The following is a 12,856-nucleotide window of genomic DNA, read 5'->3' on the forward strand; positions in this document are numbered from 1 at the left end:
GGCCAACATAATAAAAAAGCCCCGTCAGGGGCTTTTTTATTATCTCGGGATCATTGCCTCATGCAGACTGGATGCGCTTGACCTTGCTGCTGCCTTCATCCGCAGAGAGGGAAGCGATATCGCCGGACAGCTCCCCTCCTTCTTCAATCAGGATCTTGCCATAACGGATTTTCCCGCTCACACGGCCGGTGGAATGAATGATCAGCTGGCTGCGCGCCGTCAACTCGCCTTCGAAATTGCCATGCACCTCGGCCACATCGATACCCACCTTGCCGGAGAAGGCGCCATGCTCCGCGATCTGGATCACGCGGCTATCCATCGTGGCTTCAACGCGCCCTTCCACCACCAGGATGTCGCAGTCCTGGATCTCGGCTCCTTTCAACTTGACGTCGGGCCCGACAATCAGGCGGCTGCCGGTCTGGGCATCGGCATGCACGCCCGCCGTCGACGAAGTTTCTGGTTTGGAGGCAGAAGTAGCCGTATTGGTGACGGGCGTGGCCTGGTACGGCACCGAGGTAGTTTCCGGCTTGCTATTCAAGGGGGTAGAAACAGGATTGACGCTGGAACTGCTTTGGGGGGTGGAAGTGCGGTTGAATAGACCTTGTTTGTTTAACATGGATAAACCTCTCAATTGATGACGGACAGGCCTATTTGATCAATAGGCCAAGACCATCGACAGTCAGCAAGGTATATGCCACACAGTATTAATTATTCATAATCAAATTGTTATGAAAATCAATTCATATTCAACAAGAGATTGCCGCCTAAAATGTCGCTGATGTACGACGCCGCAGGCTTCTACCATCCCAATATCAGGGATGGCAGGGTCAAAGCCGCATGAGATGCAGGTGTCAAACAACGCTATATCAGCCATGCGGCCACAGCAGCTGGAAAGCGTTATTAAGTCCTACACAAAAAGCGTCTGTCGCTGACAGACAACAATCTTGGAACCATGCAAGCAATAAAAAAGGCCGGTATGACCGGCCTTGGCAGGATTAGTGTTCCGGCCGCATATGCGGGAACAGAATCACGTCGCGGATGCTGGGGCTATCGGTCAACAGCATCACCAGGCGGTCGATGCCGATGCCGCACCCGCCTGTCGGTGGCATGCCGTATTCGAGCGCACGGATAAAGTCCGCGTCGTAATACATGGCCTCGTCATCCCCGGCCTCCTTGGCGGCGACCTGGGCGTGGAAGCGCGCTGCCTGGTCTTCCGCGTCGTTCAGTTCCGAGAAGCCGTTGGCGATCTCGCGGCCGGTGATGAACAATTCATACCGTTCGGTGATCGCAGGATCGGTGTCGGATGCGCGCGCCAAGGGCGAGACTTCGACCGGGTAGTCGATGATATAGGTCGGGTTCCAGAGCTGGCTTTCTGCCGTCTCTTCAAACAAGGCCAGCTGCAAGGCGCCCAGGCCCAGGTGGGCAAACGCCTCCACGCCGAATTTCTTCAGCTCCTGGCGCAGGAAAGCCTGGTCGCTCAATTGCTCCAAGCTGTATTGCGGCGCGTATTTCTGGATCGCGCCGACAATGGTCAGCCGTTCGAATGGCTTGCCAAGGTCGAGCTCACGCCCCTGGTATTCCACCACGGCAGAACCGCAGGCAGCAATCGCCGCAGCGCGGATACAGCTCTCGGTGAAATCCATCAGCCACTTGTAGTCCGTATAGGCCGCATAGAACTCCATCATGGTGAATTCCGGGTTGTGGCGCACGCTCAGGCCTTCATTGCGGAAATTGCGGTTGATCTCGAACACGCGCTCGAAGCCGCCGACGATCAGGCGCTTGAGGTAGAGCTCGGGCGCAATGCGCATGTACATCTGCATATCCAGCGCATTGTGGTGCGTGATGAACGGTTTGGCCGCCGCGCCGCCTGGAATCGGATGCAGCATGGGCGTCTCCACTTCCAGGAACTCGTGGCTGAGCATGAAGGCACGGATCGCCGCCACGATCTTGCTGCGCGCCACGAAGGTCTTGCGGGTTTCCTCGGACACGATCAGGTCGACATAGCGCTGGCGGTATTTGGTTTCCTGGTCTGCCAGGCCGTGGAATTTTTCCGGTAATGGACGCAGGGACTTGGTCAGCAGACGCAGTTCGCTCACCTTGACGGAAAGCTCGCCAGTCTTGGTCTTGAACAGGGTGCCGCGTGCCGCGATGATGTCGCCCAGGTCCCACTTCTTGAAGGCATCGTAGGTTTCTTCGCCGACATTTTCCCTGGTGACGAACACCTGGATGCGGCCGCTCTTGTCCTGCACCGTGGCGAAGCTAGCCTTGCCCATGACGCGCTTGAGCATCATGCGACCTGCGATCGCCACGCCCAGCGCCTGGGACTCCAGCTCTTCGCCTTCGACGGCATCGTAACTGTCATGCAGACTTTGCGCGGCATGCTCGGGCTTGAAGTCATTGGGAAAAGCCACGCCCTGCTCGCGGATCGCCTTGAGCTTCTCGCGGCGCTCGGCAATCACATGGTTTTCATCCTGCTGCGCGCTGGCTGCTTCATTCGCCGCCTTTGAATTTTGTGCGTCACTCACCCTTACACTCCCTGCTTCAAACTTTCACAAATAAACGGATCCAGGTCGCCGTCCAGCACCCCCTGGGTATTGCCGACCTCGACATTGGTGCGCAAATCCTTGATGCGCGATTGGTCGAGCACGTAGGAACGGATCTGGTGTCCCCAACCGATATCGGTCTTGGCGTCTTCCATCGCCTGTTTCTCTTCGTTTCGCTTGCGCAGCTCCAGCGCGTACAGCTGCGCCTTCAGCATGTTCATCGCCTCGTCCTTGTTGCGGTGTTGCGAACGGTCGTTCTGGCACTGCACGACGGTATTGGTCGGCAAGTGGGTGATACGCACCGCGGAATCGGTCTTGTTGATGTGCTGGCCGCCCGCGCCGGAGGCGCGGTAGGTGTCGATACGCAGGTCAGCCGGGTTGATCTCCACTACAATGGAATCGTCCACCTCGGGGTAGACGAACACGCTGGCGAACGAGGTATGGCGGCGGTTGCCGGAATCGAACGGCGACTTGCGCACCAGCCGGTGCACGCCGCTCTCGGTGCGCAGGAAGCCATAGGCATAGTCACCGGAGATTTTCAGCGAGGCGCTCTTGATGCCGGCCACGTCGCCCTCGGATTCCTCCAACACCTCGACCTTGAAGCCCTTGTTCTCGCAATAGCGCAAATACATGCGCAACAGCATGGAGGCCCAGTCCTGCGCCTCGGTGCCTCCCGAACCGGCCTGGATGTCGAGGAAGCAATTGTTCGGGTCCATCGGGTGGGCGAACATGCGGCGGAACTCCATTTCAGCGACGATTTTTTCCAGCGCCTGCGTATCGGCATCGATGCTGATCAGGGTGTCGTCATCGTTTTCCTCGCGCGCCATCTCGAACAGCTCACGGCTATCGCGCACGCCGTTATCGACTTCGGTGATCGAGTTGACGACGAACTCCAGCTCGCGCCGCTCCTTGCCGAGTTTTTGCGAACGCTCATTGTCGTTCCAGATGTTGGGGTCTTCTAGAAGTTGCGAAACCTCTTCCAGGCGTTGCTGCTTGGTTTCGAAGTCAAAGATACCCCCGTAGGGCCTGGTGACGCTCCGCAAGGTCATCCAGGCGGTTGGCGATGAGATTAAGTTGTTCCGCTTCCATGCAATGTCCGAACTGACTGAATTCAAAGCGCGTAATTATACATTAATGCCCAGGCGGCCGCTGTTTGCCGTGCAGAATACCCATGCCCGCAGTCATGTATTCTCAGGCACCGGTTTTATCTAGAATTCAACGCATCATATTAATTTAGGATGCATCATGCGCACACCCAATCCTGCGTACCTCATGCTGATCGGCAGTCTGTCCTTCACCCAGCCGGCGCTGGCGTTGGTTGGCAGCACGCCCACCACCGACTTTGGCATGGTAGGGCAAATTGTGGGCGGCGCCGACGGCGTACTGGTGGCGCCCAACTGGGTGCTGACTGCCGGGCATGCGGCCACGACAGGCAAGGTGTTTTCTTCCGGTTATGGCGACGCCGTGATCGATGAAAAATTCGTGCTTCCCAACTATCAGTTCCCCGGCAACGACCTGGCGCTCCTGCACCTGGCCACGCCGATTGTCGCCGACAGCTACACGGCACTGAACCTGGCCTATATCGAGGATATTGCGCCATATGGCACGGTGACGTTGGCCAATGCAAGCGGGAACGGCAATGGACGCTATGTGGAAACCACGCTGGTCGACAATATTGCCCATGTCGGCAGCTACAACGTGCACTGGATCATCACCGACAGCACGCCCAATGGCAGCGCGATCGTACAAGGCGGGGATAGCGGCAGCGGACTGTTCCTGGGCGCACATGATCAAGATGACTTGATCCTGGGCGGCATCGCCTCCGCCATCTGCCGTACCAACAAGTCGTGCTATGTCCAGCCAGCCGCTTATCACGATTGGCTGGACATCACCATGCTGCTCTACACTCCCACCAACCCCGACGAGGCAATCCATCAGAAATTGAACTGGGTAGGCACGCCTTCCGGCTCCAGCACATTGTCAGACCCCGCTGCAGCGCAGGTCAGCGCCGTTCCCGAGCCCGCCTCCTATATGCTGCTGATATTCGGCCTTGCCCTGCTCGCCTACCCGCTCGCGGAAACCAGGCGCGCTCATCGCAAGGCAAGCCCGGCAGCATGACATTTTGCCTATTTGTCACAAATATGAAATATTTACGCTTTATATTTGCCGGGTTGTCATCGGGGCAGGTTGGATATTGAGGCTCCAGGCAACATTGACCAATCTACGGAGCCTATATGCAATCCCAATTTGTTCCAAGCCAGCTACTGAAGGCAGCAGGTGTTGCTGCCCTCGTTGCCGCTGTATTCTCCATGCCCCATGCAGAAGCAGCGCCAGCAAAAAATGACATTATCCGCATCGACGGCTCCAGCACCGTTTACCCGATCACTGAAGCGGTGGCTGAAGAATTCCAGAAAGCCAAGCGCATCAAGGTGACCGTGGGCATTTCTGGCACTGGCGGTGGCTTCAAGAAGTTCTGCCGCGGCGAAACCGATATCTCCGAGGCTTCCCGCCCTATCCTCACCAAGGAAATCGAAGCCTGTAAGGCAGCCGGCATCGAATTCATCGAATTGCCAGTGGCTTATGACGCCCTGACCGTAGTGGTGAACCCGAAAAACACGTTCATCAAGAGCTTCACTGTCGAAGAACTGAAGAAATTGTGGGAGCCTGAAGCGCAAGGCAAGGTCAAGACCTGGAAGCAAGTCAACCCAAGCTGGCCTGACACTCCCGTGAAGCTGTTCGGCGCCGGTTCCGATTCCGGTACGTTCGACTACTTCACCGAGGCGATTGTCGGCAAGGCCAAGTCCAGCCGCGGTGACTTCACTGCCTCCGAGGACGACAACGTCCTGGTGCAGGGCGTTGCCAGCGATGTCGCCGCCACCGGCTATTTCGGCTTCGCCTACTATGAAGAGAACAGCAAGCGCGTGAAGGCAGTGCCTATCGTGGCCAAGGCTGGCGCACCCGCAGTGCTGCCATCCCGTGAAACCGTGATGAACGGCACATACCAGCCATTGTCGCGTCCGCTGTTCATCTATGTCAGTGCAACCGCTGCCAAGAACAACCCCAACGTCAAGGCGTTCATCGACTTCTACCTCGCCAACGGCAAGGAGCTGGTCGAGGAAGTGAAATACATTGCCTTGCCTGCGAATGAGTATGCAGCCGTCAACGAGCACTGGAAGGCACAGAAAGTCGGCACCGGCTTTGGTGGCGAGCCTGAAGTAGGGGTCAAGATCACCGACCTGCTGAAGCGTATCAAGTAATACTTACGATAGCGGGGAGCCGGACAGGTTCAGGCTTCCCGACATCGCCCGCATAACTGCATTCCGTTACAATGCACGGATTATCAATGTGATCATGGTCTCTCAAGTGTTACAAAAACCCGCCGAACTCCCCATCAGTGCCCGCTTGGCCAAGAATGTGCGCCGTCACCTCCTGGAGCGGGTCATTGAATTTATCCTGATGCTGGCGGCGCTTTCTGCCGTTGCCACCACCATTTCGATCGTCGTGATTCTGCTTTACGAGTCTTACACTTTCTTTGAACATGTATCACTGTTCGACTTCCTCACTGACACAGAGTGGACACCATTATTCGAGAATGCCCACTACGGCATTCTGCCGCTGGTTTCGGGCACCTTGACGACATCGGCCATTGCGCTGGCCGTGGCAATTCCGCTCGGCACCATAGGCGCGATCTACCTCTCGGAGTTCGCCTCCCACCGCACAAGGGAAATCGTCAAGCCCATCCTTGAACTGCTGGTTGGTGTGCCGACCGTGGTATTCGGTTATTTCGCATTGCTGTTCGTGACGCCATTGCTGCAGAAAATCTTCCCTGAACTACCTGGTTTCAACATGCTGGGACCCGGCATCGTCATGGGCATCATGATCATTCCATATATCAGCTCCATGGCGGAAGACGCCATGCGCGCCGTACCGATGAGCATGCGCGAAGGCTCTTATGCCATGGGTGCGACCCGCTTCCAGACTGCCATCCGCGTCGTCACGCCAGCAGCAATCTCCGGCATCATCGCTGCCTATATCCTGGGTATCTCGCGTGCAGTAGGTGAAACCATGGTGGTAGCGCTAGCGGCTGGCCAACAACCAAACCTCACATTCAACCCAATGGAAAGCGCCGCCACGATTACGGCCTATATCGTACAAGTCGCCATGGGCGACCTGCCGCACGGCAGTATTGGCTATCAAAGTATTTTTGCGGCCGGCCTGGTGCTGATGCTGATGACGCTGACATTCAACATCATCGGCCACCTCACCCGCAAGAGATTCCGCGAGGTATATTGATCATGACAACACAAGCATCCGTACTGGAAAACCTCGCCGAAGTGCGGACAATGATCCGCAAGCACAAGCGCAACGACTTTATCTTTTCGATTGTCGGTTTGCTGGCCTTAATGATCGGCCTGCTCACCCTGCTCACCTTGTTTATCGATTTGGTGATAGATGGCTATCCCCGCTTCAACCTCGACTTCCTGACCAATTACCCTTCGCGCCGTGCCGCCAGCGCTGGCCTGCTGTCCGCCTGGGTAGGCTCGTTGCTGGTCATGCTGGTGACCTTCTTCTCTGCCGTGCCCATGGGTGTTGCAGCAGGTGTCTACCTGGAAGAATACGCCCCTAAGAACTGGTTCTCCGATTTGATCGAGATCAACGTCACCAACCTGGCTGGCGTGCCTTCTATTGTCTATGGCTTGCTTGCTCTCGGGCTATTTGTCTATGGCCTGAATCTTGGTGAAAGCATCCTGACCGCAGGCCTCACGTTGGGCCTGCTCATCCTGCCCATCGTCATCGTGACCACGCGCGAGTCCATTCGCGGCATTCCGGTTTCCATCCGTGAAGCAGCTTATGCCGTCGGGGCGACCAAGTGGCAGGTGGTGTTCCACCATGTGCTGCATTACTCCTCCGGCGGCATCCTGACCGGCATCATCATCGGCATGGCGCGCGCACTGGGCGAAACCGCCCCTATCATCACGATCGGCGCATTGACCTTCATCGCCTTCCTGCCGCCATCCCCTGTGAGCGATGTGGCGCCTTTCATCAACTTCGAATGGCTGCAATCCGGATTCACCGTGCTGCCGATCCAGATGTTCAACTGGCTATCGCGCCCGGACCATGCCTTCCATATCAATGCCGCCGCTACCGGCGCCTTGATCATCGTCGTGACCTTGCTCATGAACGGCACCGCCATCTGGCTGCGCTACCGCATCCGCAAGAACATCAAGTGGTAAGCCAACTAGAACAGCATATAAAACAGAACGAATTCAGAATCAGGATATTGACATCATGGTAACAACAACTAGCCCGGTCAAAGCCGAATCACGCAACCTGAACTTCTACTACAGCAGCGGCCACAAGGCGCTCAAGGGCATCACCATGCCGCTGTACGAAAAGCGCATCACGGCCCTGATCGGCCCATCCGGCTGCGGCAAGTCCACGTTCCTGCGCTGCTTCAACCGCATGCACGACCTCTACCCCGGCAACAAGTACGACGGCCAGATCGTCATGCACCCGGACAACACCAACATCCTCGACAATGGCGTCGACCCGATCGAAGTGCGCATGCGCATCAGCATGGTATTCCAGAAGCCCAACCCGTTCCCGAAATCCATCTACGAAAACGTCGCCTACGGCCTGCGCGTACGCGGCGAGCGTAACAAGCGCGTGGTGGACGACAAGGTGGAAGAGGCGCTCAAGGGCGCCGCCCTGTGGGATGAAGTCAAGAACCGCCTGCACGACTTGGCCTTCAATCTTTCCGGCGGCCAGCAACAGCGTCTCTGTATCGCCCGCGCATTGGCGACCGACCCCGAGATCATGCTGTTCGACGAGCCCACCTCGGCGCTGGACCCGATCGCCACCGCCAACATCGAAGAGCTGATGTCCGAGCTGCGCAACAAGCTCACCATCCTGGTAGTGACCCACAACATGCAGCAGGCTGCGCGCGTTTCCGACTACACGGCCTACATGTACCTGGGCGAGCTGATCGAGTACGACGATACCGACAAGATCTTCACCAACCCCAGCCGCAAGGAAACCGAGGACTACATCACCGGCAAGTTCGGTTAGGCTTTTGCAAGTTGTCGTCTCCAAGCCGGGTCTCCCGGCTTTTTTCATGCCGCGACTCGAATCGAGAATGATTCTTGATTCAAAATCAGTATGCCTGCTACCATTCCCGTTTTCCATTCCTGCTGCAGCCTAGCAACTTCCCATTATGTCCAGCCCTCTCGTCACCGAACTCCTTGCTTCATATCGGGAGCTGCGCAACTACTTGCGCGGCAGGCTGGGCAATGCCGAGGATGCCGCAGACATTGCCCAAACCAGCTTCGAACGTATTTACCGCTACGCATTGCCTGCCAGCGGCGAAGCCCCTGTCATAGAATCGCCGCGAGCGCTATTGTTCAAGGCAGCACACAATATCTGCATCAACCTGGCCCGGCATGACAAGATAGTGCTGGAATGGCTCACCGAACGTAGCCATATAGAAGTCAATGCCAGCGCACCCTCCACCGAATTGCTAGTTTCCCAGCGTCAATTGCTCAACAAGCTGATTAACCACCTGGAAGAAATGCCTGCCCGCAGGCGGGATGTATTCCTGTTGTTCCGTGTGTATGGCTACAGCCGCGAAGAAATTGCCGCTCACCTCAACATCACCGAATCTGCCGTTGCCAAACATGTCGTGCGATCTACTTTGGATTGCGTCACTATCTTCGCCGAAATCCGCCAAGCACTTCAGGACAACAGCAAGTAAACCAAGATAATGACTCAGCCTTCCACCAGCCTGATCAAACATGCCCTCACACTGCTCGCTCGCATCGAGATCGAGCCTGAAGAAACCGCCCAGCGCCTGCAACATCAGCTAGAGGTTTGGCGCGGCAAATCGTCTGAGCATGAAGCTGCCTACCAAGAAGCTACCAGCCAGTTACATTCACTCTCTTCCATTGCCCCGCAATTGCAGGAGCAATTCGGCAAACCTTCTGGCAGACGCAAGACCCGTCAATCACTGCTAGGCTGGGGCGTGATCGCATTATGTAGCGCAGCCATGCTCAAAGCAGGCATATGGTATTGGCATCAGCCCATCTATGAAGCGGATTATCACACCGGCATTGCTGAGGTGAAGGAAATCACACTGCCTGATGGTAGCCAGCTTGCGCTCAACGCCAAAACTGGCCTGCACGTCACGCTGTATCGCCAAAAGCGTATCGTCACAATGAACACTGGTGAAGCCAGGTTCGAGGTCACACACAATGCTAAACGGCCATTCCATGTCGAAACTCGCCTGGGCGATGTCGAAGTCGTCGGCACCATTTTCACCGTCAGTGATTGGGGCAACTCAATCGCCGTCAGTGTAGAACAAGGCCATGTGCGCTTCCACCAACCACAAGATGCTCTTGCTCAGGACCATACACAGACTTACGATCTGACTGCCAACGACCACCTGCTAATCAAGCATGATGGCCTCACCTCACTCAGCAAGGTACAAGCGGCTGATGCTTCCGCCTGGCGCACCGGCTGGCTGGTATTCAATGATGCCAGCCTTGAAGATGCCCTGCCTGCTATCAATGCCTTCCGCCACCAGCCATTTACCTTGGCTAATGAGAAAACCGCAAACCTGCGCCTGACCGGCCGCTTCCGCGCTCGCGATCAGCAATCCCTGTCCCGCGCCTTGCCTGCCATCCTGCCCGTCACGCTCACCCCACAAGCAGACAACGTAGAAATCAAGGCCAGGCGATAAGCAATAAATATTGCTGTAAACAATTTTCATTTCCCCTGTCTCCATTTCTGATCTTGGCGTGTCTTCCCTCATGCAACGGCCATTGCATCACGTCAACTTTTAGGGATCACAACACAATGAAAACAGACTTCAACCTCCGGCCATCCGTCGGCAGGCAGCTGCTGGCGCTGGTTTTTGCCGGCGCGCTTCTGGGGATGACACCCGCCATTACCATCGCAGCAGATGAGGGCATCAGCATCAACATCCAGGCGCAGCCGCTGGCAAATGCCATCAACGAGCTTTCACGGCAAACCGGCATCCAGATTTTCAGCAATGGCGAATTGCTCAATGGAAAAACAGCGCCAGCCATCAAGGGCAAGCTGACTCCGCAACAGGCAATCAATCAACTGCTCAGTGGCAGCGGCCTCATCGCAACCAGCAACGCCCCCAACAGCTACACCATTGAAAAAGCAAACTCCCCTGCCGTAATGCCCGAGGTCAGCGTCAGCAGCACACGCGAACGCAACGGCATTACCGAAGGCACCGGCTCCTACACCACCGGCGTCACCAGCACCGCCACCAAGATGAACCTGTCGATCAAGGACACACCGCAATCCATCAGCGTCGTGACCCGTCAACGCATGGATGACCAGAACCTGACCAGCATTACCAAGGTGCTGGAGCAAACCCCTGGGATCACGATCAACCGCGATGCATCGGAGCGGTTCGGTATCTATTCGCGCGGTCGTGAGATTACGAAGTATCAATTTGATGGTCTCACAACGCATGTGGAGAATCAGACCCAGAATATGACGCAAAACCTCGCCGATATGTCGATTTACGACAAGATCGAAATTGTGCGGGGCGCAACCGGATTGATGACCGGTGCTGGCGATGTAAGTGGCATGATCAATATGGTACGCAAGAAACCCACCAGAGAATTCCAGGCCAGCATCACAGGCAATATCGGCCGCTGGAACGACTACCGGGGTCAAGTTGATGTGTCAGGACCACTGACGGAAAACGGCAAGGTACGCGCTCGCTTTGTCGGTGCCAAACAAGACAATGACACCTTCACCGACTATTACAGCCAGAAGCGAGATGTACTGTATGGCGTAGCAGAAGCAGATATCACGGATAGCACAACCGTTAGATTCGGTATCGACTACCAGAAATATGAAGTCGATGGTGGGCAAGGAGTGCCATTGTTCTACAGCAACGGTGAACTGACCAATTTCTCTCGCTCCACCACGGTCACGTCCAAACATAAGAACCAAGAGTTAGAAACGACCAATTATTTCTTCAATATCGATCAGACATTGGCAAATGACTGGAAACTGACCGTAGCCGCAGGCTACATGGATGTTGATCGAGAAATTTCAAACAGTATCCAAATGCGCCAGGCCGGAAGCAGCGCCGTAAATAAGGAAACAGGGGAGTTTGCTGTAACCCGAACAAATAAACAAATCAACCCGTTGAATCAGAAGTCCGCTTCCATCAATATGCAAGGTCCTTTTTCTCTATTTGGAAGAGAGCACCAAGCAATCATTGGCTATGAATTTAGTCGCTACAAGTCTCACTGGGAAAGTTATGGAGGCGGATCAAACACAACTGCCAACCTATCCAGCATCCACGAAGTTGTGTCAGAAACTAATAACGATGCTCCAGGTATACAAGACTTTTATATTATCCAGCGAGGCTACTACGGGGCTCTTCGCCTCAACCCTATCGACAGGCTTCACATCATACTGGGCGCACGTACCTCTGACTACAAATTTTACAGTTATTGGGATGGCTCTGCGGAAAGTGGCTACGGAAAATCTGGTGAAGTAACCCCGTATGCTGGGCTAGTGTATGACCTGACGCCGGAACAATCGGTCTATTTCAGTTATACCGACATCTTCATTCCCAACAATGTTACCGATATCAATCGCAAGGTTATCGAACCCCAGATAGGCTCAAATTATGAAGTAGGCTGGAAAGGTGAATTTTATGATGGGAGCCTAAATGCCAATGTGGCGATTTATCAAGTGAAGCGCGACAACACTACAGAGTTGGCTGGCTACCATTCTCCGGACAGGCCTTATTATCGTGCCATCGACGGCGTGGAAACCAAAGGCATTGACCTAGAAATTGCCGGTGAGGTACTTCCTGGTTGGAATGTCAGTACCAGCTACAGCCATTCGAGATCGGAAAACGCTGATGGTGTTCGGCAGAGGCCAGAGCATCCCCTAGATACCGTGAAACTATGGAATACCTACCGTTTTTCTGGCGATTTACAAGGCCTTACCATCGGTGGCGGTGCACGCTGGATATCGAAAACCGGCTTATACTACACAGCCTTTAATAACAGGATCGTGCAGGATGACTATGTAGTGGTTGATGCCATGGCACGCTACAGATTCAATAAAAATCTTTCGGCGACACTTAACATCACCAACATCTTCGACAAAAAATACTACACGGGCATGGGGAATACGGGTTATGGATTCTACGGCGTACCGCGAAATGTGACTTTAGGAATGAGATACGACTTCTAATTTTTAGTTACACCACTTTCAATAACCGCATTGGTTTTACCCATGCCTCCCTGCAAAAC

11 protein-coding genes are annotated in these 12,856 nt (G+C 55.2%); 8 read left to right on the forward strand and 3 right to left on the reverse strand.

Annotated elements, in window-relative coordinates:
* Positions 1-58: 58 nt before the first annotated feature.
* The 3 genes from ACW4YW_RS03515 to prfB form a co-directional block, all read right to left on the reverse strand.
* Complete coding sequence (locus ACW4YW_RS03515) at positions 59-616, reverse strand: bactofilin family protein (protein WP_457136287.1); 558 nt, start codon at positions 614-616, stop codon at positions 59-61.
* 379 nt (positions 617-995) lie between these two features.
* Positions 996-2,525 (reverse strand): lysine--tRNA ligase, encoded by a 1,530-nt coding sequence (lysS, locus tag ACW4YW_RS03520; RefSeq protein WP_457136288.1) that lies wholly within the window; start codon positions 2,523-2,525, stop codon positions 996-998.
* Positions 2,526-2,527: 2 nt separating this feature from the next.
* Positions 2,528-3,632 (reverse strand): peptide chain release factor 2 gene (gene prfB, locus ACW4YW_RS03525; protein WP_457136289.1). Its coding sequence is split into 2 segments (ribosomal slippage): positions 2,528-3,550 and positions 3,552-3,632, totalling 1,104 coding nucleotides; the frame shifts between segments, so codons are not numbered across the junction.
* A 156-nt stretch (positions 3,633-3,788) separates the two neighbouring features.
* On the opposite strand from prfB, the gene ACW4YW_RS03530 reads away from it, so the two are divergent.
* The 8 genes from ACW4YW_RS03530 to ACW4YW_RS03565 all read left to right on the forward strand — a co-directional run bounded on the left by ACW4YW_RS03530 (position 3,789) and on the right by ACW4YW_RS03565 (position 12,797).
* Complete coding sequence (locus ACW4YW_RS03530) at positions 3,789-4,661, forward strand: trypsin-like serine protease (RefSeq protein WP_457136290.1); 873 nt, start codon at positions 3,789-3,791, stop codon at positions 4,659-4,661.
* A gap of 116 nt (positions 4,662-4,777) precedes the next feature.
* Positions 4,778-5,800 (forward strand): PstS family phosphate ABC transporter substrate-binding protein, encoded by a 1,023-nt coding sequence (locus ACW4YW_RS03535; RefSeq protein ID WP_457136291.1) that lies wholly within the window; start codon positions 4,778-4,780, stop codon positions 5,798-5,800.
* 94 nt (positions 5,801-5,894) lie between these two features.
* Positions 5,895-6,836: a phosphate ABC transporter permease subunit PstC gene (gene pstC, locus ACW4YW_RS03540; RefSeq protein ID WP_457136292.1), complete on the forward strand. Its 942-nt coding sequence runs from the start codon at positions 5,895-5,897 to the stop codon at positions 6,834-6,836.
* A gap of 2 nt (positions 6,837-6,838) precedes the next feature.
* Positions 6,839-7,777 (forward strand): phosphate ABC transporter permease PstA, encoded by a 939-nt coding sequence (pstA, locus tag ACW4YW_RS03545; RefSeq protein ID WP_457136293.1) that lies wholly within the window; start codon positions 6,839-6,841, stop codon positions 7,775-7,777.
* Between the two features lie 55 nt (positions 7,778-7,832).
* Positions 7,833-8,612 (forward strand): phosphate ABC transporter ATP-binding protein PstB, encoded by a 780-nt coding sequence (pstB, locus tag ACW4YW_RS03550; protein ID WP_457136294.1) that lies wholly within the window; start codon positions 7,833-7,835, stop codon positions 8,610-8,612.
* A 145-nt stretch (positions 8,613-8,757) separates the two neighbouring features.
* Complete coding sequence (locus tag ACW4YW_RS03555) at positions 8,758-9,294, forward strand: RNA polymerase sigma factor (protein WP_457136295.1); 537 nt, start codon at positions 8,758-8,760, stop codon at positions 9,292-9,294.
* Positions 9,295-9,303: 9 nt separating this feature from the next.
* Positions 9,304-10,278, forward strand: a complete 975-nt coding sequence (locus tag ACW4YW_RS03560) for a FecR family protein (RefSeq protein ID WP_457136296.1) — start codon at positions 9,304-9,306, stop codon at positions 10,276-10,278.
* Between the two features lie 116 nt (positions 10,279-10,394).
* Positions 10,395-12,797 carry a TonB-dependent siderophore receptor gene (locus ACW4YW_RS03565; protein ID WP_457136297.1) on the forward strand — a complete coding sequence of 801 codons (2,403 nt, stop codon included), beginning with the start codon at positions 10,395-10,397 and terminating at the stop codon, positions 12,795-12,797.
* The last annotated feature ends 59 nt before the right edge of the window (positions 12,798-12,856 follow it).

It is taken from the genome of Methylobacillus pratensis (assembly GCF_054072455.1).

Coding starts and splice junctions, on each gene's coding strand:
- ACW4YW_RS03515 (WP_457136287.1), bottom strand. CDS start 616: ATGTTAAACAAACAAGGTCTATTCAACCGCACTTCCACCCCCCAAAGC.
- ACW4YW_RS03530 (WP_457136290.1), top strand. CDS start 3,789: ATGCGCACACCCAATCCTGCGTACCTCATGCTGATCGGCAGTCTGTCC.
- ACW4YW_RS03535 (WP_457136291.1), top strand. CDS start 4,778: ATGCAATCCCAATTTGTTCCAAGCCAGCTACTGAAGGCAGCAGGTGTT.
- pstC (WP_457136292.1), top strand. CDS start 5,895: ATGGTCTCTCAAGTGTTACAAAAACCCGCCGAACTCCCCATCAGTGCC.
- pstA (WP_457136293.1), top strand. CDS start 6,839: ATGACAACACAAGCATCCGTACTGGAAAACCTCGCCGAAGTGCGGACA.
- pstB (WP_457136294.1), top strand. CDS start 7,833: ATGGTAACAACAACTAGCCCGGTCAAAGCCGAATCACGCAACCTGAAC.
- ACW4YW_RS03555 (WP_457136295.1), top strand. CDS start 8,758: ATGTCCAGCCCTCTCGTCACCGAACTCCTTGCTTCATATCGGGAGCTG.
- ACW4YW_RS03560 (WP_457136296.1), top strand. CDS start 9,304: ATGACTCAGCCTTCCACCAGCCTGATCAAACATGCCCTCACACTGCTC.
- ACW4YW_RS03565 (WP_457136297.1), top strand. CDS start 10,395: ATGAAAACAGACTTCAACCTCCGGCCATCCGTCGGCAGGCAGCTGCTG.